Annotated in this window: 27 protein-coding genes and 1 riboswitch; of the genes, 15 read left to right on the top strand and 12 right to left on the bottom strand. The window is 53.5% G+C overall.

Annotated elements, in window-relative coordinates:
• Position 1: 1 nt before the first annotated feature.
• The 12 genes from ACU8YC_RS04780 to pduA are packed head-to-tail and all read right to left on the bottom strand — an operon-like array spanning position 2 to position 8,367.
• A complete protein-coding gene (locus ACU8YC_RS04780) occupies positions 2-277 on the bottom strand; it encodes a EutN/CcmL family microcompartment protein (protein WP_252837710.1) in 276 nt (91 codons plus the stop codon).
• 3 nt (positions 278-280) lie between these two features.
• Entirely contained in the window at positions 281-772 is a 492-nt protein-coding gene (gene pduM / locus ACU8YC_RS04775) for a microcompartment protein PduM (RefSeq protein ID WP_187252218.1), read from the bottom strand.
• Complete coding sequence (locus ACU8YC_RS04770) at positions 769-1,401, bottom strand: phosphate propanoyltransferase (RefSeq protein WP_210904622.1); 633 nt, start codon at positions 1,399-1,401, stop codon at positions 769-771. The genes pduM and ACU8YC_RS04770 overlap by 4 nt, the downstream gene beginning before the upstream one ends.
• Complete coding sequence (locus tag ACU8YC_RS04765) at positions 1,401-1,865, bottom strand: BMC domain-containing protein (protein ID WP_446895064.1); 465 nt, start codon at positions 1,863-1,865, stop codon at positions 1,401-1,403. Before ACU8YC_RS04765 ends, ACU8YC_RS04770 begins: the two co-directional genes overlap by 1 nt.
• Positions 1,866-1,889: 24 nt before the next feature.
• Positions 1,890-2,165, bottom strand: coding sequence for a propanediol utilization microcompartment protein PduJ (gene pduJ, locus ACU8YC_RS04760; RefSeq protein ID WP_001057752.1), 276 nt, complete (start codon positions 2,163-2,165; stop codon positions 1,890-1,892).
• Between the two features lie 19 nt (positions 2,166-2,184).
• Positions 2,185-2,535, bottom strand: a complete 351-nt coding sequence (locus ACU8YC_RS04755; protein WP_151219720.1) for a glycerol dehydratase reactivase beta/small subunit family protein — start codon at positions 2,533-2,535, stop codon at positions 2,185-2,187.
• Positions 2,525-4,357 (bottom strand): diol dehydratase reactivase subunit alpha, encoded by a 1,833-nt coding sequence (locus ACU8YC_RS04750; RefSeq protein ID WP_446895063.1) that lies wholly within the window; start codon positions 4,355-4,357, stop codon positions 2,525-2,527. Before ACU8YC_RS04750 ends, ACU8YC_RS04755 begins: the two co-directional genes overlap by 11 nt.
• 15 nt (positions 4,358-4,372) lie before the next feature.
• Positions 4,373-4,891: a propanediol dehydratase small subunit PduE gene (gene pduE, locus ACU8YC_RS04745; protein WP_151224677.1), complete on the bottom strand. Its 519-nt coding sequence runs from the start codon at positions 4,889-4,891 to the stop codon at positions 4,373-4,375.
• Positions 4,892-4,905: 14 nt separating this feature from the next.
• Positions 4,906-5,580: a propanediol dehydratase medium subunit PduD gene (gene pduD, locus ACU8YC_RS04740; RefSeq protein WP_187252222.1), complete on the bottom strand. Its 675-nt coding sequence runs from the start codon at positions 5,578-5,580 to the stop codon at positions 4,906-4,908.
• 10 nt (positions 5,581-5,590) lie between these two features.
• On the bottom strand, positions 5,591-7,255 hold the full coding sequence (pduC, locus tag ACU8YC_RS04735) for a propanediol dehydratase large subunit PduC (protein WP_003030249.1): 1,665 nt from the start codon (positions 7,253-7,255) through the stop codon (positions 5,591-5,593).
• An 18-nt stretch (positions 7,256-7,273) separates the two neighbouring features.
• The gene (pduB, locus tag ACU8YC_RS04730) at positions 7,274-8,086 is read right to left on the bottom strand and encodes a propanediol utilization microcompartment protein PduB (RefSeq protein ID WP_151219718.1); all 813 of its coding nucleotides are present in this window, start codon (positions 8,084-8,086) and stop codon (positions 7,274-7,276) included.
• Positions 8,086-8,367, bottom strand: a complete 282-nt coding sequence (gene pduA / locus ACU8YC_RS04725) for a propanediol utilization microcompartment protein PduA (protein ID WP_003030255.1) — start codon at positions 8,365-8,367, stop codon at positions 8,086-8,088. The genes pduB and pduA overlap by 1 nt, the downstream gene beginning before the upstream one ends.
• A 525-nt stretch (positions 8,368-8,892) precedes the next feature.
• Between pduA and pduF the strand changes: the two genes are divergently transcribed.
• The 15 genes from pduF (at position 8,893) to cbiM (ending at position 22,238) form a co-directional block, all read left to right on the top strand.
• On the top strand, positions 8,893-9,702 hold the full coding sequence (gene pduF, locus ACU8YC_RS04720) for a propanediol diffusion facilitator PduF (RefSeq protein WP_286538984.1): 810 nt from the start codon (positions 8,893-8,895) through the stop codon (positions 9,700-9,702).
• 200 nt (positions 9,703-9,902) lie between these two features.
• A complete protein-coding gene (pocR, locus tag ACU8YC_RS04715) occupies positions 9,903-10,814 on the top strand; it encodes a transcriptional regulator PocR (RefSeq protein ID WP_151219716.1) in 912 nt (303 codons plus the stop codon).
• 333 nt (positions 10,815-11,147) lie between these two features.
• Positions 11,148-11,322, top strand: a riboswitch (cobalamin riboswitch).
• A gap of 88 nt (positions 11,323-11,410) precedes the next feature.
• Positions 11,411-12,790, top strand: coding sequence for a cobyrinate a,c-diamide synthase (locus tag ACU8YC_RS04710; protein WP_151224676.1), 1,380 nt, complete (start codon positions 11,411-11,413; stop codon positions 12,788-12,790).
• Positions 12,787-13,746, top strand: coding sequence for an adenosylcobinamide-phosphate synthase CbiB (cbiB, locus tag ACU8YC_RS04705; RefSeq protein ID WP_151219714.1), 960 nt, complete (start codon positions 12,787-12,789; stop codon positions 13,744-13,746). The genes ACU8YC_RS04710 and cbiB overlap by 4 nt, the downstream gene beginning before the upstream one ends.
• A 10-nt stretch (positions 13,747-13,756) precedes the next feature.
• Complete coding sequence (locus ACU8YC_RS04700) at positions 13,757-14,389, top strand: cobalt-precorrin-8 methylmutase (RefSeq protein ID WP_446895062.1); 633 nt, start codon at positions 13,757-13,759, stop codon at positions 14,387-14,389.
• Positions 14,386-15,522, top strand: coding sequence for a cobalt-precorrin-5B (C(1))-methyltransferase CbiD (gene cbiD, locus ACU8YC_RS04695; RefSeq protein WP_446895061.1), 1,137 nt, complete (start codon positions 14,386-14,388; stop codon positions 15,520-15,522). The genes ACU8YC_RS04700 and cbiD overlap by 4 nt, the downstream gene beginning before the upstream one ends.
• Positions 15,516-16,121, top strand: a complete 606-nt coding sequence (locus ACU8YC_RS04690; protein WP_446895060.1) for a cobalt-precorrin-7 (C(5))-methyltransferase — start codon at positions 15,516-15,518, stop codon at positions 16,119-16,121. The genes cbiD and ACU8YC_RS04690 overlap by 7 nt, the downstream gene beginning before the upstream one ends.
• On the top strand, positions 16,111-16,680 hold the full coding sequence (locus tag ACU8YC_RS04685) for a decarboxylating cobalt-precorrin-6B (C(15))-methyltransferase (RefSeq protein ID WP_446895059.1): 570 nt from the start codon (positions 16,111-16,113) through the stop codon (positions 16,678-16,680). The genes ACU8YC_RS04690 and ACU8YC_RS04685 overlap by 11 nt, the downstream gene beginning before the upstream one ends.
• Positions 16,673-17,446, top strand: a complete 774-nt coding sequence (locus tag ACU8YC_RS04680) for a cobalt-precorrin-4 methyltransferase (protein WP_151219709.1) — start codon at positions 16,673-16,675, stop codon at positions 17,444-17,446. The genes ACU8YC_RS04685 and ACU8YC_RS04680 overlap by 8 nt, the downstream gene beginning before the upstream one ends.
• On the top strand, positions 17,427-18,482 hold the full coding sequence (gene cbiG, locus ACU8YC_RS04675; RefSeq protein WP_187252226.1) for a cobalt-precorrin 5A hydrolase: 1,056 nt from the start codon (positions 17,427-17,429) through the stop codon (positions 18,480-18,482). Before ACU8YC_RS04680 ends, cbiG begins: the two co-directional genes overlap by 20 nt.
• Positions 18,482-19,207, top strand: a complete 726-nt coding sequence (locus ACU8YC_RS04670; protein ID WP_003030278.1) for a precorrin-3B C(17)-methyltransferase — start codon at positions 18,482-18,484, stop codon at positions 19,205-19,207. Before cbiG ends, ACU8YC_RS04670 begins: the two co-directional genes overlap by 1 nt.
• Positions 19,204-19,989 (top strand): cobalt-precorrin-6A reductase, encoded by a 786-nt coding sequence (locus ACU8YC_RS04665; protein WP_151224674.1) that lies wholly within the window; start codon positions 19,204-19,206, stop codon positions 19,987-19,989. The genes ACU8YC_RS04670 and ACU8YC_RS04665 overlap by 4 nt, the downstream gene beginning before the upstream one ends.
• 10 nt (positions 19,990-19,999) lie before the next feature.
• Positions 20,000-20,794, top strand: coding sequence for a sirohydrochlorin cobaltochelatase (gene cbiK, locus ACU8YC_RS04660; RefSeq protein WP_187258788.1), 795 nt, complete (start codon positions 20,000-20,002; stop codon positions 20,792-20,794).
• Positions 20,791-21,504 carry a cobalt-factor II C(20)-methyltransferase gene (locus tag ACU8YC_RS04655; RefSeq protein ID WP_187252227.1) on the top strand — a complete coding sequence of 238 codons (714 nt, stop codon included), beginning with the start codon at positions 20,791-20,793 and terminating at the stop codon, positions 21,502-21,504. Before cbiK ends, ACU8YC_RS04655 begins: the two co-directional genes overlap by 4 nt.
• Complete coding sequence (gene cbiM, locus ACU8YC_RS04650; protein WP_003834098.1) at positions 21,501-22,238, top strand: cobalt ECF transporter S component CbiM; 738 nt, start codon at positions 21,501-21,503, stop codon at positions 22,236-22,238. The genes ACU8YC_RS04655 and cbiM overlap by 4 nt, the downstream gene beginning before the upstream one ends.
• Position 22,239: the final 1 nt, after the last annotated feature.

The following is a 22,239-nucleotide window of genomic DNA, read 5'->3' as shown; positions in this document are numbered from 1 at the left end:
CCTAACGAGAAAGCGTGTCGACAATGCCGACGATAGCCAGATCGATGGCCTCATTAGGGCCGGTAAAAACGTGTCTGGCGCTGGAGCCGCTGCTGAGTAACACCAGTTCTCCAGTTCCTGCGCCGACAGAATCAACGGCGACTTCATCTCCACTCACAGGGGATGCGGGAAGCTCTCCGTCAGCACTCACCCGACGTACCAGCAACAGTTTTTTTCCCACCAGTGATGGAGATTTTTGCGTGGAAACCACAACGCCTGTAACCCGGGCCAGATGCATAGCTCACTCCTGCTTAATTAATTGGACTTTTCGCGTACCGACCGCTTCCTGAGCCAGAGCCGTCACGACACATCGACGGCGTAGTACCAGTACGCCACCCTTCAATTGGGCGACGTCGGCGTAGCTGAGAAGCTTTTCAGGATGCAACACGATGATTCGCCCCAGCTCGTCACTGAACTCCAGTGGCAGACGCGCGAGCTTTTTCACGGGGATTGCGGGTAACAACCGGTGTTGCAACGAAATTTTCACGCGGACTCCGCATGCCAGTGCTTCGTGGATCGTTACCACCGACATGTTGGCTGGGCAGCCATCGGCAATTTGCTCCAGTAAGGGCAGGTCGGCCTGCAGGAGATGGAGCGACGAGTATTGGCAGCATAATGTCCGTGGATCGATTTCCCGTAACTGCGCGACGCTAAGGGAGATCGTGCTTTCCGCGCGTTTTTTTAATCGGGAAACAACCTCCTCGATAATGCGTTGCAGCAGTTCGTTGTTCATCGTGAGGTCACCAGTGTGGCAAATGCCTGTGGATTATCAGCGCCTGCGGCATTGGCTTCGTCTGTATCGATATGCATCTCAAGGCGCATATCCGGCGAAACACGTACGGCGACGTTATCGAAAATCAGTCGACGTTCGTCGCCATTAATGGCAACAGAAACTTTATCTCCATGGGTAACTCGCAGTATCAGGGCATCGAGCGGCGACATATGGATATGCCGTTGGGCGACGATCACCCCGGATGCGATATCCAGCTCAGCAAATGGACTAACAAGGCGAATGCCTGGCGTGCCTTCGATATTGCCCGACATTCGCAGTGGGGCAGCAATTCCCAACGTGCGAGCGTCGGTACGAGAAATTTCGACCTGACTTTTGCTGCGCAGTGGGCCGAGTAAGCGCACATTTTTTAACTGACCTTTTGGTCCAACTAACGTGACAGTCTGCTCTGCCGCATATTGTCCTGGTTGCAACAGCCCCTTTTTCTCGCTAATGGGCTGATTAGGAAACAAGCGGCCATAATCTTCAGCGCAAAGATGAATGTGACGATTAGAGATCCCCAGCGGAATAGGGCGCTCGCGCATTTCATCCAGGACTTTAGTGACCGTTGTCTCCAGTTGCTGTTTATCCATTACGCTTCACCTCGTTTACCTGAGTGCAGACAAAGAGTGCGCGGCTCGCCCTTTTGACGATGGCAGGCAGGGTCAAGACACAGATTGCAGCTAATCAACTCTGCTTCTTGCGGCGTTTCAGGCTCTGCATGATCCACAAACATCTCTTCCTGCGGTACAACTGGTGTGGGCTCCGGCGCTGGTTCAGATTGCGGAGTGACGCTATGTGGCAGAATACCTTCCCCGGGTCTGGATATGACTTTGTGAGCCACCAGCCCGTCACGTTGCTCAGCGAAACTGACCCCGGTGGAAATGGCCGCCTGAACGGAGGCCACATCCCCGATTATCTTGATCACCGTCCAGCCTGAGCCGTTGGTTTTTTCGAGGCCCACCAGCGTGATGGAGGCGGCTTTCGCCATGACGTCCGCGCAACTGATGGCTAATGCCAGACCACTAACTTCAAGTAATCCCAGTGATTGCTTCACGCTGTGCTCCTTGGTTGCTACGACTTATGCAGATTTAGGTAAAATGGCTTCAACGTCGCTATGCGGACGCGGGATAACGTGGCAGGATTTCACCTCGCCAACGGCGCTTGCTGCTGCGCTTCCTGCATCTACGGCAGCTTTCACTGCGCCGACATCGCCGCGAACCATAACGGTGATAAGGCCTGAGCCTATTTTTTCGTAACCAACCAACTGCACGTTTGCGGATTTCACCATGGCATCAGCGGCTTCAATAGCGCCGACAAGCCCTTTTGTTTCAACCAGTCCCAGTGCGTTATTCATACTGCTTTTCTCCTGTGGGTTATGAGTGGCATTCGCGGAAAGGAATGCCTTTAACCAGCCGCGCAGCGTTATTACCAATGCTGCGGCGATCGTGGCTATTTTGTTGATACGTCAGCGTAAAAAGTGGCGCTGATGTAGGTAAGTTTTTGTAGTGCACAACCAGCTTTTCGTGACTGCAGCCAATACCAACCAGCAATGGCGATTGGCAGGCAGCCAGCCAAGCGTTGTGGATAACGTCAGTCGAATGGCTCTCCTGAATCACAAAGGGGATCCCTTCTTCTTCAATACCCAGCAACACGTCATTCCAGACGCCTGCGCAGTCGGCAGTAGTGAAGATAACGATGGCTGGCGTGGTCAGATTACTTTCCATGAGCGAATGCCTTGTACCAGGAGAGAATCAACCCTGTCGCAACCGCGTTGCGCGGACCTTCGGTGCCACGAATGTTGCCGCGCCCGGCAACCAGACGGTAATGTGCCAGCGCATCGGTGACCAGTTGTGGAACTTCGAAGTCCAGGGATGAACCGCCAACCAGCACGACAAAGGGAATATCCCGAATGTTCCCGGTCGGACTTACCTGACGCAGCGCTCTGAGCGCGTTGGTAACGAAAACGCGCTCCTTGGCGCTACGGCGAATGGCGCGAACTTTTTCTAGTGCCAGATCCCCTGGTAATGGCACTAGTTCATCGGGTTTCACAACGCACACGCGGGCAAAAACAGTTGGCGGAAGCGGGGTGGAAAAGAACTGGACGCTGCCATCTTCGTGGCGAAGATGGAACAAGCTTTCGACTTTCGCCAGCGGGTGCTTTTTAATCTCTTCTGCAAGATAACGATCATCCAGCCCTAGTTCACGGGCAATGATCATCGTGACCATATCGCCTGCCCCTGCCAGATGCGTGGCAATAATTTCGCCTTTCTGGTTGATGATGGAGGCATCTGTCGAACCCGCACCGAGGTCCAGAATAGCCAGTGGTCGCGTTGTGCCCGGAGTGGTTAAGGCTCCCAAAATGGCTGCCTCGGCTTCGGCGCCGCCTACCTGGACGTTAATGTTGAGCTTCTGCGTGATTTCCTGCGCAATCATCGCCATTTGCAAACGGTCTGATTTCACCATGGAGGCAATGCCGACAGCCTGTTCCAGCGAGAACTCACCGGCAAGCCCCCCCGTCACGCTGACGGGTACTGAGGTATCAACGGCCAGCAGATCCTGAATAAAAATTTCGTGGCTGGGTTTGTTGGTTAATTCAGCCATTGTCTGGCGCACATGCTCCAGCATGCCGCCAATATTGGTACCGGCTTCACCGGTGACGTTATCCAGTTTCGGGCATTCGCCAACCGCTTTCATAATCGCTTCAGCGCCTGCAGCCACGTCGACGCGCACGGTACGTCCCTGCGATTGCAGTTCCAGATTTCCAGCGGGAATGGCGCGTGCTTTCACATCACCTGACGGTGTTTTCACGACTACGGCAGAACGGTTGCCGATCAGTGCCCGTGCCATCGGGACAATGTTTTTAGTCTCGTCGGCATTGAGGCCAAAGACGGTTGCAATCCCGTAGGGATTAGAAAGGGTTTCAATGACCTTTCCCGGAACCGCGACCTCAATGGCGGCCAGCATCCCCAACGGAATGCGGTCGATATGAAGTACTTCATCTACGATGGGCATGGGATGAGTCAGACGATTACTGACCAACACGCCATCGTCCTGCTGTAAAATAACGCCAGTTAACTGGTATCCGGCGCGGACGGAGGCATTAATCATCGTGGCAACATCGGCGAAATCAAATGCTGATGACACTACCAGAATATAGGGCGTATCCGCCGGACGACTGAGCAGGTCCTCCGGCGTAATCGTAATGCCCACGCCTAGCCCGACGCCGCCCGGCGTTTTAGGGTTATGGCCGATCATGGTGGATTCAGTGATGATGGTTTCGGTGATCGTTTCCATCGCCACGTCGCCAATGACCGGGGTGGCCTCGTTAATGCGGATAAGCGAAATATCGCTGACATTGATTCCAGCGTTTTTAGCCGCCAGCGTAAGTGCCTCCTGAATGCCAAACACATTACGCAATGTGCCCTTAATCCCGGTGGTTTTCGCCAGCGCGCTGGCAGTGATGCTCAGTGCGCCAGAATCATCCAGGGTAGCCAGAGCGACTTCCGTGGATGAGTTGCCTATGTCAATGCCAGCTATATATCGCATGATCCTGTCCCTGAGTTAGTCGTCGCCTTTGAGTTTTTTACGCTCAACGTACAGCGCTGCCGCTTCACGAACGAAAGCTGCGCAGATCTTTGCCTGATAACGGTTTTCGAGATCGTCGGCGATGGCCATCAGCTCGTCTTTCGTTGAGCGGTACGGACGCAGCGCGTTGTAGATCTCCAGAATGCGGTCGTCAGGTACGGCGGTTAGCTCAGCGGCGCGTTCGAAGTTCATCGCCAGCCTGTCACGTCCGGCATCTTTAGCGATTTCCGCCTGAAGGCGCAGCGTTTCAGGGGTAATGCGCATGTCCTGCGCTGTTACTTTGTTGCTCAGAACATTTTCGAGCGTGAACTCATCCAGGGTTTTGTTGGTCGCGGTTTTTACCCACTCAGGATGTTTATTCGCGAGAGGGTAGTCCGAGACTTTCGCAGTATGTGCTGATGAACTCGCCGTGGCCGGAGTCGTGGACTCTCCCTGCAGGCTGTTCATCCGGCTCAGTACATCCCGAACCATCGATTCAATTGCGTCGGTATTCATGGAGTTATCCTTTATCAAAGCGCCACGCGCAGTTCCTGCGGGTTCTTGCCCGTCACGACGTATTTGGTCTCTTTAATGTGCAGAATGGCTGATTTCGCCTGGTACTTAGGACGGGCCATCTGATCATTCAGCGTAGGGACCGGTTGCGGAGATTCACGCTTGGCATAACGTGCGGCGTTTTTACCGATCTGACGATAGGTTTCCAGCGTCAAAAGCGGTGCCTGAGGGAACAGCTCCAGGTTAGAAAGCGGTGGTAATCCCTGTTGGTGAATAACCGTGGTGCCTTTTGACTGGATGCCGATAGAGATCCCAGAACCACTCAGACGATTACCCTCCACGGCAACAAACGCCACATCAGAGGATTTAAAGCAGCGGATAACGCGCGCTTTAATGCCTTCTTCTTCAATACCGGCAATCACTTCGCGCAAGATATTTTTGTGCGGTATTCCCACGATATTGACGGTTTGTGACAGACCAAACGCTGGCCCTACGGCGATAATCACTTCGTCCTGCTGCTGGCCCTGTTTGGCTTCGCCAATCTCAGTCAGAAAACTGTCACCTTGTACCGCAGCAGCCTGTGGTGTGCTGGCCGCTGTCGCTGAGCGGAAGGAGACGGGTTTGTCGCTGGTCTGCATTTCCGACAGTACGTCTTCAATTATCTGGCGTAGCAGCTTTTCATTGATTTCCATTTTTCACCCCTTAGCCAAGTTCGTTGGGATCAAGTGCGCCAGGGATGTTTTTGATCTCTTCCCAGCGTTCGCCTTGCAAGCGATAACCTGTTGCCGGACCGGCATAATCATTGACGTCATTTACTGCGGACAGCACCTGTCCGTCGCCAACGATAATGGCGGAGGTATGCAGATAATCCCCGGTTAACTTGGCTTTCTGGATGTTGAGCATGTCCTGAGCGACATCGGTAAACCCGCCCTGAGCAAGGGCTTTCACCACTTCCAGACCGTTACGGTTTTTATTGATGATCTCTTGCGCAAACTTAATGTCTTCAACAATGTTTCGCTCCGGCATATCTTTCGAACCGTGAGCGTAGGTTGCAGCTTCCACTTCTTCATCGGTAATAGGCGGTAATCCCATTCCGGCAAAGACGGCCTGTAGCGCGCGCGCTGCTTTGTTGCGAATGGCGATAACGTCTTCTTCACGAACAGGACGCAACCCACCGTCTACCTTCAGATCGCGCTGAAGAACGTTGTAGTCGTCAAAATCCTCGGCATCCTCGTTAGAACCCGCAAACATGTTGTCGTAGTTGGGCACTGCGGAATACCCGGAAGAGATGAAGTCAGTCCCGGGCAGGAACTGCATCAGCAGGCGCGCAGTACGGCGCATATCCGAGTGGGTAAAGGTCTGGTCGTTACTGGAGGCGCATTCCAGATCCAGAGAAGAACAGATCAGGTTTTCTGCCAGCACGGCGCGGATACCCGACGGTACAGCGGAAGGCACACCGATGCAGCTTACGGAACCGTTTTGTAAACCCTGTACGCCAGCAGCTTTGGTGATGTAAATACAGCGGGCTTCCAGATAAAGCATCGATTTGCCTTCGGCATAACCCATTTGAACTTCTGAGCCAGAACCGGAAGTAAAGCGCATTTTCAGACCGCGGGAGGCGTAGGAAGAGGCGAGGAAGCCTTTCGACCATGGCGTGTCGTCGCCGTCAGTAAAGACGGGTTCTGTACCATAGACGGAGATTGTTTCTGCATAGCAGGTGTGGCCTAGCATGCCGAGTTTCAGTTCAGTCGCTTCTTCCAGTGAACACTGGGTTAACACGCCAGGACGCCCAACCTGTGAGCCGACTAACAGTGCAATGGCGTTAAATGGCGCATAACGCGCAACAGCAACGGTGGTTTCCTGTTCGTCAAACCCGCGCCATGCGCCTTCAGCGGCATCAGCGGCAATCTGCACCGGGTTATCTTTAACGTTAGTGACGTGTGCCTGTTGAGACGGGGTACGACGAGCGCGCATTTTCTGCATGGCCATCATCATCTCAACGACGTTCATATGTGACACTACTTCGACAATTTTTGCCGGTGTCATTGCGGTGGTTAGCGGCACAATATCTTTGCGCTTCACGTTAGGATCGCAAAGCATATTGGCCAGTTTGACCGAATCCATCGCCATAACTTCTTCCGCGCGGGCCAGGTTAATGCCATAGCGGGCAATAAAATGGTCAATTAGGTCAAATTCACTGGCGGATTTGCCGTCCAGTTCAGTGACTGTACCGTTGACGATTTTAATCGACGGTTTGGGGTCGTTCGGGCTTTCCATCGCAATGAAGCCTTCCTCGATCCACTCCTTAACGAAGCCATCCTGATTCACAGGGCGCTTCGCCAGTGCTTCAAATCTTTTCGATCTCATGAATCAGCCTCACTGATATCAGATGTAGGACGGACGATCGTTTTTCGGCTCTGAGCCGAGAGTCCCGAGTACGGTTTTACCGATTTCGCGGGCGGAGATAACGGCCTGGCGAACCGCGCCGGAATCGCCTGAAATGACCAGGATAGCTTCGTTACTGAAGCTGGTGCCGTGGGCTGGGGAGCTGTAGGCCACAACTTCCACGTTGGCAGATTTCAGCGCCGTATCAGCCATCAGGACACCCACGGATGCTGGTGCGCCGACAATGATGCCGCAGGCTCGACCAATCGGTGCGCCAAAGGCTTTTTCCAGCGCATAGCTGGCGCGCGCGGTGTATTGCATCTCGATATGACCGGCTTCGTTGGCATAAACGTCGCCAAAGGTGCGATCCAACTCTTTCAGTGCAACCTCAATGCCGCGTTTCACGTCGGAAACATCGTTGCCGCCGAGAATAATCAGTGACCCATGACCTGCACCACCTTTGGTATCACGTGGCAACTCGATGCTGACGACTTCAGTATTTGTGGCTTTTACCGCTTCATCGGCGGCCATGATGTGCGGGCCCGCACCTGTACGTGCGCCAAGGATGCCAATGGATCGATAACGTTTTTCAAGTTTCATCGCGTCCAGTAAGGCGCTATCTACGTTGGCGATTACCAGACCGACTGTGTCGCCAATCGCGGTACCGACAAACTCCGTTAAACTGCAGCTTTTCTCTGTCATAGCCGTTTCTCGTGTTGGAGGATTATTTTCAGGGATAGCCTGCTGTTCTGGCGTCGCCACGCGAGCAATCACCTGCGCCATGATCTGTTCAACCAGCTCATTGCTGCTCATTAGCTAATTCCCTTCGGTAAGATTTTTTCTACATCGGTATGAGGGCGTGGAATGACGTGTACGGCTTTCACTTCTCCCACGTTTCGGGCTGCGGCGGCACCAGCATCTGTTGCTGCTTTGACAGCGCCGACATCGCCGCGGACAATGACTGTTACCAGCCCCGAACCAATTTTTTCGTATCCGACCAGCATTACATTGGCTGATTTCACCATTGCATCTGCGGCCTCTATGGCTGCAGTTAAGCCTTTGGTTTCTACCATTCCTAACGCTTCTTGTTGCATAAAGACCTCGCCTGGGTTGTCCCGATGTTCATGACTATAAAAAGAAGCGAGGAAAAAGAATGGCTGACTTGAAACTATGAGTGAAAAAATAGTGAGGTTCTGGTGATATAAAATTGCTGTTATTTATTTTATGGTGTTGTTTTTATTGAATATATTATGAAATGCCGATGTGATTATTTGGCTATGTTAATTCCATATTTACACTTTTTAACGTGACAGGTGAAATATCATTTGCTATGCGGGGGGAATGAATTTGTGACGGTTATCTGAAAACAAGATTATGCTATTGGCAATATTTTATTATTTTTAAAATGTACATGTAATAGAGGAATTCCACGTCATCTGGCTTTGTTTAATAAAAGTGATCGCAAGAATTTGCTATCGCAACACGATTTTGAAAGTCATATCGCCCGCAGATTGCCAACAATTTGCCGACATGGCTTTTTATAGTAAGCCTCGAAGTATTCTACTTGCCAGCAAGGAGTCCGCTGGTAAAGACACGAACTCTGCTTAGAAGGTGTCACAATGAACGATTCACTAAAAGCGCAATGCATTGCTGAGTTTTTGGGTACCGGGCTGTTTTTGTTTTTTGGAATTGGATGCCTGAGCGCCCTGAAAGTCGCAGGTGCCAGCCTGGGATTGTGGGAGATCTGCATCATATGGGGTCTGGGGATCTCGCTTGCAGTTTACCTGACGGCCGGAATTTCTGGTGCACATCTCAATCCTGCTATTACTATCGCTCTGTGGTTATTTGCCTGCTTTCCGGGGCGGAAGGTTTTGCCTTATACCGTGGCTCAGGTCGCGGGGGCCTTCGGTGGCGCTCTGCTGGCTTATTTGCTCTATGGCAGTCTGTTTACCGAGTATGAATCAGCCCACCAGATGATACGCGGAAGTCTTGAAAGCTTGCAGCTTGCCAGCATATTTAGTACTTATCCTGCCGCAGCGCTCAGTGTCTGGCAGGCCGCGCTGGTTGAAGTGGTGATTACCTCGATTCTGATGGGGATGATCATGGCGCTGACCGACGACGGTAACGGTGTTCCCAGGGGGCCGTTAGCGCCGTTGCTGATTGGTATTCTCGTTGCTGTTATCGGCGCATCCACCGGCCCGCTTACCGGATTTGCAATGAATCCGGCGCGTGATTTTGGTCCTAAATTGTTTGCCTGGATGGCCGGATGGGGAGATGTCGCGATGACCGGCGGACGTGATATCCCATACTTCATTGTTCCGATTGTGGCTCCCATCATCGGCGCCTGCGCGGGTGCTGCAATTTATCGTTATTTTATTGGCAAAAATTTACCGTGTAATGCGTGTAAGCTGGAGGAAAATGAGAGCTAGCTTCACGGAAAAAGCTTATTTTTGAAAGGTAAAAACTGTTTTCGTGATCCGGTTTCCTGAACCGCTGAAAAAGTCTCCCAACAATGGGAGACTTTTGTTATGTTCGCTGATGACTTTCATCATTGCTCAGAATGGCAGGATGAAAATGAGTGTGAATAATATGTTTCTTTATAACAATAAATTAACTGAGAGGTTTTATCATGATTTCTGCGAGTGCCCTGAACTCAGAACTCATTAATAAAATCGCACAGGATTTTGCACAGGCCACCAGTCTGGCCGTTGTGGTTGTCAATATTCACGGTGATGAAATTTCTGAGCTCTTTAATTTCACTCCTTTTTGCCAGTTGATGCGCCAGCATCCTCAGCACAGCACCCGTTGTCGTATGAGCGACCGCTGCGGAGGGCTGGAAGCGTCTAAATCCGATCAACCCTGCATCTATCGTTGTCATGCCGGACTTACCGATTTTTCCATTCCTCTGGTCATCGCCGGCCACCTGGTTGGGTTTGTGCTCTGTGGTCAGGTACGCTTAAGTAACGACGTTGGTCTGGTTGATATTCTCAACGTCGATGACCGCTGGCAAGCTGATCCCGAACTGGTCAATGAATTTCGAAATGTACCGGAAATGGACTATTCACGAGTCATCGCCTCAGCAGATCTGCTGAAACTCATTGTAGAAAACTGTCTTAAGAAACAACTTAATTTTGTCGTTATCAAAGACAATCCACAGCAGTCAGAGCCGGTACGCACTAACCGCAGTACCAATCCGCATGACAGTAAGATGAAAAAAGCCCTGCGCTATATTGATGCGCATTTATCAGACGAATTGCGTCTGGAAGATGTCGCCTCACATGTTTTCCTTAGCCCTTACTATTTCAGTAAATTGTTCAAAAAATATCAGGGTATCGGTTTTAACGCATGGGTAAACCAACAGAGAATGGCAAGTGCCAAAGAGTTGCTTTGCCACAGTGACTGGAGTATAGCCAGCATTGCGCGTAATTTAGGCTTTTCGCAAACCAGCTATTTTTGCAAGGTGTTCCGTCAAACGTATCAGGTTACGCCGCAGGCATTTCGCCAGCAAATAAATGTCATTTCACGCGGAGAGTCTGCGTAAATAGCAATATTTTGCTATTGCCGATTTTTGATATGTGGTGCTATGCCAATCATTATAAAATGAATAATAATGACAGCTGCCAATAAATTGTCATAGCGCAACAAAATAATAGTATTAGAGGGATAAACTGCACCAGTTTTTATTTTTGTGATGAGATACAGTGTCTGTGTGAAGGACTTTCTTTATTCTTTAACGACATTTTCATTCAGAATACGAACTTATGAAGTCAATGGGTTAAGGCCAGAATATTGGCTGAATGAACCCGGAAAGATATTAAATTGAATTATTGTCATGAGGTCGTGAATTTACCTCATAACATAGAGCTTAATTAATCAGGCTCTTGAACTGACAGGTTTGCCACGTTTGTGGCAGGGAAGGGGGTGAGAATCCCCCGCAGCCCCCGCTGCTGTGATGCTGACGACCCCGTATTGACCACTGATCGCAAGATTGGGAAGGGCGGGTGAGGATGACGCTAAGCCAGAAGACCTGCCTGTCAGTGACTACCAACAACTTCGGTGGGAAGTGGGTGGTTCAGATGCATACAGTCGAGAGACTGGGTATCTCTACACCCCTACCACCCTGAACAGGATCAGGGTATGGCGGCCAATTTTCACGCATTTGTTCTTGCAGGTACCGGAAGCGGCTGTGGTAAAACCACGGTGACGCTGGGCTTGTTGAGCTTGTTGAAAAAGCGCGGATTACGCGTCCAGCCTTGCAAGGTCGGTCCTGATTACCTTGATACCGGCTGGCATACCGCGGTGTGCGGTACCGCTTCCCGCAATCTTGATAGCTTCATGCTTCCCGTTCCCACGCTGAACGCATTATTTCGCGAGCAGATGCAACATGCGGATATCGCCGTTATCGAAGGTGTCATGGGACTGTATGACGGCTATGGTACCGACCCAAACTATTGCAGCACTGCCGCGATGGCCAAACAGTTAGGCTGTCCGGTTATCTTATTGGTTGATGGCAAAGCCGTTTCCACCTCGATCGCCGCAACGGTAATGGGCTTTCAGCATTTTGATCCAACCCTGAACATCGCAGGCGTCATTGTTAATCGGGTCAACAGCGAAACACATTACCAACTGCTGAAGGTGGCGATCGAACGTTACTGCGCCGTACCCGTCTTAGGCTACGTTCCCCGTGTGGACGGCATTGCGCTTCCTGAACGTCATCTGGGTTTAGTTACCGCGCGCGAGTCGGTTATCAGCCAGCAACCGTGGCAGGCATTCGCCGCGACGCTGGAGCAAACCCTTGATATCGACGCGTTGTTGGCATTAAGCCAGTTAAACACCCTTCCTGTTGGCGAATGGCCCGCGCTACCGGCAGCAGACGCAGGGGCAGGGCTAACGCTTGCCATCGCCGATGACGAAGCATTCAACTTTTACTATCCGGACAATATTACGCTGCTGGAGCGCACGGGGCTTAAGATTGTCCGTTTTAGCCCCTTGCACGACAACTGCTTACCCGACTGTCAGATGATCTGGCTAGGAGGCGGATATCCTGAGTTACATGCTGCAGCGCTGGCCGGAAATGTCCCGATGCTTGAACAGTTGCGGGCGGCGCACCAACGAGGCGTCGCGATTTACGCGGAGTGTGGGGGACTGATGTATCTCGGTAGTTCACTTGAGGACAGTCAGGGCGAGACCTGGTTGATGGCGGATATTATTCCCGGCCACAGCAAAATGGGTAAACGTTTGACCCGATTTGGTTACTGTGAAGCGCAGGCCGCGCAGCAAACATTATTAGCTGCCAAAGGCGAAGTGCTGCGCGGTCATGAATTCCACTACTCCGATTTTACCCCTGAAACGTCAGCAGTGATGAACTGTCGCAAAGTTCGCGATGGCAAAACGCTGCAAGCCTGGTCTGGTGGCTGGCAGTCAGGAAATACCTTCGCCAGCTATCTACACGTTCATTTTGCTCAACGCCCGCAGATGCTTAACCATTGGCTGGCAGCCGCGAGGAGTGCGCTATGACGATCCTCGCGTGGTGTGTTGCCTGGCTACTCGATTTTATCATTGGCGATCCGCAGAACTGGCCGCATCCGGTGCGCTGGATTGGCAATCTGATTTCTGCCGTGCAACGTGTTGTTCGGCGTTACTGCCATAGCGACCGCGCGTTACGCATCGGTGGCGCGCTGATGTGGATTGTAGTGGTTGGACTGACCTGGGCTGTGTCCTGGGGAATACTGGCGCTGGCGCAATCAATTCATCCCTGGTTTGGTTGGGTTGTTGAGGTCTGGATGATTTTCACCGTGCTGGCCGGGCGCTGCCTGGCAAACGCCGCGCAGGATGTAGAACGTCCGCTACGTGCCGGTAACCTGGCCGCCAGTCGGGAAAAGCTGTCATGGATTGTGGGACGTGATACCTCGCAACTACAACCGCCGCAGATTAATCGCGGTGTAGTGGAAACCGTAGCGGAGAATACCGTTGACGGCATTATCGCGCCGCTGTTCTTCCTGCTTCTCGGTGGTGCACCCCTGGCGATGGCCTATAAAGCGGTAAACACCCTTGACTCCATGGTGGGCTACAAACATGAAAAATACCGAGCCATCGGTATGGTCAGCGCCCGTCTGGATGATATCGCAAATTATATTCCCGCGAGACTGAGCTGGTTGCTGCTGAGCGCTGCAGCATTTTTATGCCGCCAGAACGGCGCACGAGCTTTGCAGATTGGCTGGCGCGATCGCTATAACCACAGCAGCCCAAACTGTGCGTGGTCGGAGGCATCCGTGGCCGGGGCATTAGGCATTCGTCTGGGTGGTCCTAATGACTACTTTGGCGAGCGCGTTGAGAAACCGTGGATCGGTGATGCGCAGCGCGACATTTCGGTAGACGACATTTCCCATACGATTCGATTGATGTGGGTGGCATCGACGCTGGCACTGGCGCTGTTTATTGCGCTGCGGTGGCTGCTGGTCGGTGTGGCCTGAGGACAACACCATGCAATATATCCAGCAACCCCAGGCGATTGAGGCCAAAAGTTTCGACATTATTGGCGAGATTATTCGTGAAACACGCCCGGACTATCAGTTTGCCAGCCCGTTACATGAAGCCATTATCAAGCGGGTCATTCACACAACCGCGGATTTCGACTGGCTGGACATTCTGTGGTTTTCCAGTGATGTGCTGGAACAGTTTTGTGCGGCGCTTAGCCGCTCAAGCGTGATTTATACCGATACCACGATGGCTCTGTCCGGGATTAATAAAACGTTGCTGGCAAAATTTGGCGGTGAATGCCGCTGCTACATCAGCGACCCACGGGTTGTGCGGACGGCCAAAGAGCAGGGCATTACTCGCTCGATGGCGACCGTCGATATCGCAGTGAAGGAAGAAGGTGAAAAGCTGTTTGTGTTTGGTAACGCGCCGACAGCGTTGTTTCGCCTGCTTGAGCATGATGTTGCCGTCAGCGGTGTGGTTGGCGTACCGGTAGGGTTCGTCGGTGCCGAAGAGTCGAAAGATGCGCTCACCCAAAGCAGTCTGCCCGCCATTGCCGCGTTAGGCCGTAAAGGGGGAAGTAATGTCGCTGCCGCTATCGTCAATGCCATGCTTTATCACATGCAGGGGGCGCGATGAGCGAGGCTTTCGATACGCCGGTGTGGCACAACGGTAAAGCACTGCGTAAAGGATATACCACCGGATCCTGCGCGACGGCGGCGGCAAAAGTGGCGGCGCTGATGGTATTACGCCAACACTTGATCCATCAGGTTTCTATTGTGACGCCTTCCGGGGTGACGCTGTGTCTGAACGTGGAGTCGCCGCATATCGAAGGGCAGCAGGCGATAGCCGCTATTCGCAAAGACGGTGGCGATGATGTGGACGCCACTCACGGCATGCTGATTTTTGCGCGCGTGACGTTAAACGAGAGTAAAGAGATAACCCTTCAAGGCGGGGAAGGCGTTGGTACGGTAACCCGCAAAGGGATCGGCCTGCCAGTGGGCAGTTCAGCGATTAACCGCACACCTCGCCAGACCATTGAGTCAGCGGTGCGTGAGGCGATTGGCCCGAATCGAGGGGCACAGATTGAGATTTTCGCGCCGGAAGGCGAAGAGCGGGCGCAAAAAACCTACAACTCGCGCCTGGGTATTCTGGGTGGCATTTCGATTATTGGCACCACCGGAATCGTCACGCCGATGTCGGAAGAGAGCTGGAAACGTTCGCTGTCGCTGGAGCTGGAAATTAAGCGAGCGGCGGGACTGGAACGCGTCGTACTGGTACCGGGAAACCATGGCGAACGTTTTGTGCGCGAGCAGATGGGGATTGACACCCAGGTGGTTGTCACCATGAGCAACTTTGTCGGCTACATGATTGAAGAAGCGGTACGTCTGGGGTTCCGACAAATCGTGCTGGTGGGACATCCGGGCAAGCTTGTCAAAATCGCGGCGGGCATTTTCCATACCCATAGCCATATTGCCGACGCGCGTATGGAAACTCTGGTGGCCCATCTCGCGTTACTTGGCGCGCCGCTGGAACTGCTGACGCTGGTCAGCGACTGCGATACCACCGAGGCGGCGATGGAACACATAGAAGCGTATGGTTTTCAGCGCATTTATGACCATCTGGCTAAGCGCATTTGTATGCGCGTCCTGCAAACGTTGCGTTTTACCAAAAATCCCCCGACCTGCGACGCCATCATGTTCTCCTTTGATAACCAGGTGCTGGGTTGTAATCGTCCAATCGCAGATATTGCTGAGGAGATGCAATGTTAACCGTTGTGGGGATGGGACCTGCCGGTTTGCATTTGATGACGCCTGCGGCACGCGAAGCGGTTGCAACGGCTGATGTTCTGGTCGGCGGTAAGCGGCATTTGCAGCAGTTCGCGGATTTTACCGGCGAACAGTTTGTTCTCGGTGCCAATATCCCGGAACTACTGGACTGGATTAATACGAACCGGGCGCAACAGGTTGTGGTGCTGGCGTCTGGCGATCCGCTGTTCTATGGGATCGGAACGCGCATGGTGGCGCATTTTGGTATTGAAAATGTGCGCATTATTCCCGGCATTAGTGCGGTGCAGTATCTGTGTGCGCAGTCCGGTATTGATATGAACGATATGTGGCTGACCAGTAGCCATGGTCGCAGCGTCTGTTTCGATGAACTGGCGCGGCATAACAAGGTGGCGATTGTGACAGATGGGCTGTGCGGCCCGCGTGAAATTGCGCAACAGCTGATAGCGCGAGGCAAGGGACATCGCTGGATGGTGATTGGCGAAAACCTGGCGATGGAAAACGAACGGATCCATTTCCTGCCCGTAAGTGAAGTTAACGCCGACTATGACATGAATGCAGTGGTGATCCTTGATGAAAGATGAGCTGTTTCTGCGTGGAGAGAAAGTGCCGATGACCAAAGAAGCGGTACGCGCACTTGCCCTCTCAAAACTTGAATTATACCGCGCCAGTCACCTGATTGATATTGGTGCCGGAACCGGCAGCGTGTCGATAGAAGCCGCGCTGCAATACCCTGGATTACGCGTGACAGCAATTGAGCGTAACCCGGCAGCGCTCAGGCTGCTGGATGAGAACCGTCAGCATTTTGCCTGCGCAAACATCGATATTTTTCCCGGCGTTGCACCGATGACTATCGCAGAAAAAGCCGATGCCATTTTTATGGGTGGCAGCGGCGGCCATTTGACCGAACTGATTGACTGGTCAATGCGTCAATTGCATCCCGCAGGGCGGCTGGTGATGACGTTTATCCTCCAGGAAAACCTCAACACCGCGCTGGCACATCTGGACCATCTTGGCGTACAGGGCGTGGATTGCCTGCAGCTACAGGTTTCCTCGCTTACCTCGCTTGGCAATGGTCATTATTTCAAACCGAATAACCCCGTATTTGTTATCGCCTGTCAGAAGGAAGGAAACCATGTCTGAGATTTTTGATCCCCGTAGCGTGTGGTTTGTCGGCGCAGGTCCTGGCGATCGCGAGCTGATTACCCTCAAAGGTTACCGGTTGCTACAGCAGGCGCAGGTTGTTATCTACGCTGGATCGCTGATTAACACCGAACTGCTGGAATATTGCCCTGCCGGCGCAGAATGTCACGACAGCGCCGAACTGCATCTGGAGCAGATCCTCGACCTGATGGAGGCCGGCGTGAAAGCAGGGAAGACCGTCGTGCGTCTGCAAACCGGCGATGTTTCGCTATACGGTTCCGTGCGCGAGCAGGGCGAGGAACTGACCAAGCGTGGGATTGACTGGCAGGTGGTGCCTGGCGTCAGCGCATTTCTCGGCGCGGCGGCGGAGTTGGGCGTTGAGTATACCGTGCCAGAGGTCTCACAAAGCCTGATCATCACACGTCTGGAAGGGCGCACGCCGGTACCGGAGCGCGAACAGCTGGAGTCATTTGCCAGCCACCAGACGTCAATGGCGATTTATCTGTCCGTCCAGCGTATTCATCGGGTGGCTGAACGCCTTGTTGAAGGCGGTTATCCTGCGACCACGCCCGTGGCGGTGATCTACAAAGCAACCTGGCCGGAAAGCCAGACTGTGCGCGGTACGCTGGCGGATATTGGCGACAAGGTACGCGATGCGGGTATCCGCAAAACGGCCCTCATTCTGGTCGGTAATTTCCTGGGCTCGGAGTATCACTACTCCAAACTCTATGCGGCGGACTTTAGCCATGAATACCGTAAAGCCTGAATCCATTGCGCTTTTTTGCCTGACGCCCGGTGGTGTCGTGCTGGCGAAGCGTCTGGCGGCCATGCTGCCGGTGACCTGTTTTACCAGTGAAAAGCTGCTGGAGGAGGGGTTTATTCCCTTCGAAAACGGCTTTGCCAATACCGCCCGCGAAGCGTTTGCAAATTATTCGGCGCTGATTTTTATCGGCGCGACCGGTATCGCGGTGCGCGTGCTGGCCCCGCTGGTCAACGACAAATTTTGCGATCCGGCGGTGGTGGTCATTGATGAACGTGCCCAGCACGTTATCAGCCTGCTCTCCGGTCACGCCGGGGGCGCGAATGCGCTGGCTCGTTATCTGGCGGGTATGTTGGGCGCTGACCCGGTGATCACCACGGCGACAGATGTCAATGATATGGCGGCACTGGATACGCTGGCATTTCAGTTGAATGCCCGGATGAGCGATTTCCGCTCGGCGGTGAAGATCGTCAATCAGATGCTGGTTAGTAACAAGCGCGTAGGCCTGTGGTGGGATGACGAACTGACGCAGGATGTCAGCCATTGCGATCGACGCGGTTTTATCACGGTATCCGATCTCAACTCGCTTCCTGAACTGGATGCGCTGGTGTGCATCACCTTACGCACTAATTTACCCGACCTGCCGGTTCCTCACTGGAAGCTGGTGCCGCAGCGGGTTGTCGCCGGAATTGGCTGTCGTCGCGATACGCCGTTTCCGCTGCTGGCTGCGCTGCTGGCCAGACAACTCGAAGCCCAGCAGCTCGATCCGCTGGCGTTAAAAGCAATTGGCAGCATCACGCTGAAAAAAAATGAACAGGGACTTATCCAATTAGCTTCGTGCTGTCGGGTTCCTTTCGAAACCTTTACTGCTGACGCGCTGCGTGAGCATGAACACCGTTTTCCGGCTTCATCGTTTGTGCGCAAAACGGTGGGCACAGGAAGCGTTTCCGGTCCTGCAGCCTGGCTGCTTAGCCACGGACAACTGTTAGGCGAGACCCTGCGAGAACAGGGCGTCACTATCACTTTGGGAGTTTCACACTGATGTTAAGCGTAATTGGAATTGGCCCTGGCTCGCAGGCAATGATGACCATGGAAGCTGTTGAAGCATTGCAGGCAGCGGAAATCATCGTTGGCTATAAAACCTACACCCACCTGGTAAAAGCGTTCACAGGCGACAAGCAGGTGATCAAAACCGGAATGTGCAAAGAGATTGAACGCTGTCAGGCGGCGATCGAACTGGCGCAGGCGGGTCACAATGTGGCGTTGATCAGCAGCGGTGACGCGGGGATTTACGGTATGGCCGGACTGGTACTCGAACTGGTCAGCAAGCAAAAGCTGGACGTTGAGGTCAGGTTGATACCAGGTATGACCGCCAGTATTGCCGCCGCCTCTTTGCTGGGCGCGCCGTTGATGCACGACTTCTGCCACATCAGCTTAAGCGATCTGTTAACGCCGTGGCCGGTTATCGAAAAACGCATCGTTGCCGCCGGTGAGGCCGATTTTGTTATCTGTTTCTACAACCCACGCAGTCGGGGTCGCGAAGGACATCTGGCGCGCGCATTTGAGCTGTTATCTGCCAGCAAGAGTGCACAAACGCCGGTCGGTATTGTGAAGTCGGCCGGACGTAAAAAGCAGGAAAAATGGCTGACCACGCTGGGTGAAATGGATTTTGAGCCGGTTGATATGACCAGTCTTGTGATCGTGGGCAACAAAACCACCTATGTTCAGGACGGGCTGATGATCACACCCCGAGGTTATGTGCTGTGAATTATGGTGATGTGCTGGTCATGGGCGGCACCAGCGATGCGCGCATGCTGTGCCAGCAACTGGATGCGGCAAACGTGGCCTACACCCTGTCAGTTGCGACCCCGACGGGAAAGCAACTGGCGGGAGACATCAAAGGTCAGGTGCGCTGCGGGCGTCTGGAACGTGAGCAAATGATTGCCTGGCTGCAGGAAAATCGGACGCGCTGGGTGATTGATGCTTCGCATCCTTACGCCGAGGTGGTGAGTCGCAACATCATGAATGCCTGCGAAGCGGCGGGCGTACTGCTGAGCCGCTATCAGCGCCCCGAACAGTTAAGCGGTTTAACCCACTCGCACCTGTATACCGTACAGAGTATTCAGCAAGCCAGCGAGGTTGCGCGGCGTTTCGGTGAACGAGTGCTGCTGACGACCGGCAGTAAAGATCTGGCGATCTGGCGCAAAGAGTTGCCAGAGAAAACGCTGCTGGCGCGCGTCCTGCCTGTACCTGAGGTCATTCAGCAATGCGCGGACCTGGGATTTGGCGTCGGTGAGATCTTTGCTCTGTGTGGGCCGTTTAGCGCCGAGTTCAACGCTGCGTTTTATCAACAGTGTCAGGCTGATGTGGTGATTACTAAGGCATCAGGCGCGGAAGGGGGGTATCAGGAAAAAGTGCAACCCTGTCTGGATGCCGGTATCCCCTGCATCGTGATTACACGTCCGGCACCGTTGGTGACGGGAGAAGAGTTACTGGAAAGTCAGGCCGCCTTTGCGGCGCGTTTAACGCGCTGGCTGGCCGCTGCTTAAGGAGTTAGAGATGAAAAAGGCGCTTCTGGTGGTCAGCTTTGGCACCAGCTATCACGACACCTGTGAGAAAAATATTGTGGCCTGTGAGCGCGATCTCGCAGCCAGTTGCCCTGACCGTGACCTGTTCCGGGCGTTTACCTCAGGGATGATAATCCGCAAGCTCAAACAGCGTGACGGCATTGAAATCGACACACCGCTGCAGGCGCTGCAAAAGCTGGCGGAGCAGGGGTATCAGGATGTCGCGATTCAGTCGCTGCACATCATCAACGGCGACGAATACGAAAAAATTGTCCGCGAAGTACAAAGTATGCGCCCGCTGTTTTCTCGCCTGACGCTGGGTGTACCGCTTTTGAGCAGCGTTGAAGATTACGCACAGTTGATGCTGGCGTTGCAACAGCAGATGCCGGCGCTGGGTGAAAAAGAAAAAGTGGTGTTTATGGGACACGGGGCAAGCCATCACGCTTTTGCTGCCTATGCCTGTCTTGACCACATGATGACGGCGCAGTGCTTCCCGGCGCGAGTCGGGGCGGTGGAAAGCTACCCGGAAGTGGATGTGCTGATTGAAAGTTTATCTCAGGAAGGCGTCACGGCGGTACATCTGATGCCGCTGATGTTAGTCGCCGGTGACCATGCGATTAACGATATGGCCTCCGACGAAGACGATTCGTGGAAAACGTTGTTCAACGCAGCAGGGATACCGGCTACGCCGTGGCTCAGCGGACTGGGGGAAAACCCGGCGGTTCGCGCGATGTTTGTGGCGCATTTACAGCAGGCGCTTAATGTGGCGCTGGAGGAAGCAGCATGAGCGGAAAACTGTACGCATTAAGCACCGGACCTGGCGCTTCCGATCTGATCACCGTACGTGCTGCACGCACGTTGGGGATGCTGGATATTCTCTATGCGCCCGCCGGACGCAAAGGCGGCGATAGCCTGGCGCTGTCGATTGTACGGGAGTATATCGGCGAGCAGACCGAGGTTCGCTGCTGCCATTTTCCCATGAGTGCCGACAGCGCGGAAAAAGAGGCCGTCTGGGATGAGGTGGCAAGCGCGCTGGTTCAGGAAGTTGAAGCCGGGAAGAGGGTAGGCTTTATTACGCTCGGTGACGCCATGCTGTTCAGCACCTGGGTCTTTTTACTGCAGCGCATTGGTTCGCCTGACTGGTTAGAAATTGTCCCGGGCGTGACCTCTTTCGCTGCGATTGCCGCGCGTGCGAAAACTCCGCTCGCCATGGAGCAACAATCGCTGGCAGTGGTCTCCTGTACCGCGCCGGAAGCTGAAATTCAGCAGGCGTTAAAGCAGCATGACAGCCTGGTGCTGATGAAAGTTTACGGTCGCTTTGCGCGCATCAAAGCGTTGCTGCAGCAAGAGGGGTTGTTGGACTACGCGCTGATGATGTCTGAAGCCACGCTGCCGGGCGAGCAGTGCTGGCGCCATCTCGACGAGGTGAGCGACGATCAGCCGCTGCCTTATTTCTCGACCATTCTGGTCAACAAACAGTGGGAGTATGCACAATGAAGCTTGAACAACAGCTAAAACAGCTGTCTTTCAGCGGGTTGGCTGCGGCGCTATTACTGATGATTGTTCCTGAGCAAGCGTTCGCGATGCACATTATGGAAGGTTTCCTGCCGCCGATGTGGGCGCTGGCATGGTGGCTGCTGTTTTTACCCTGCCTGTGGTACGGGCTGGTGCGCCTGCGCCAAATCGTGCAGGAAGATAACCACCAGAAAGTTTTACTGGCACTGTGCGGCGCCTTTATTTTTGTGCTGTCGGCGCTGAAAATTCCTTCCGTTACCGGAAGTTGTTCACACCCTACCGGCGTAGGCCTGGCGGTTATTCTGTTCGGGCCAGGTGTAGTAGCTATCCTCGGGGCGATCGTTTTGCTGTTCCAGGCACTGCTGCTGGCGCACGGTGGTTTGACGACGCTCGGCGCTAACGGCATGTCGATGGCGGTGATTGGCCCGGTAGTGGGTTACATGGTGTGGAAAATGGCCTGCCGTGCGGGGCTGCGTCGTGATGTTTGCGTCTTCTTGTGCGCGATGTTGGCGGATCTTGTCACCTATTTCGTCACCTCAGTGCAACTGGGCGTGGCGTTCCCGGACCCGTCTGCTGGCGCTACCGGTTCAATCATTAAATTCATGGGGATTTTCTGTCTGACACAAATCCCCATCGCGATTGCGGAAGGGTTACTCACCGTGCTGATTTACGATCAGCTAACCAAACGCCAGTTAATAACCGCACAAGGACATTAAC

It is taken from the genome of Citrobacter sp. VF227, assembly GCF_052950715.1.
Note: the sequence above shows the minus strand (reverse complement) of the source record. Positions and strands in the feature narration are given on the sequence as shown.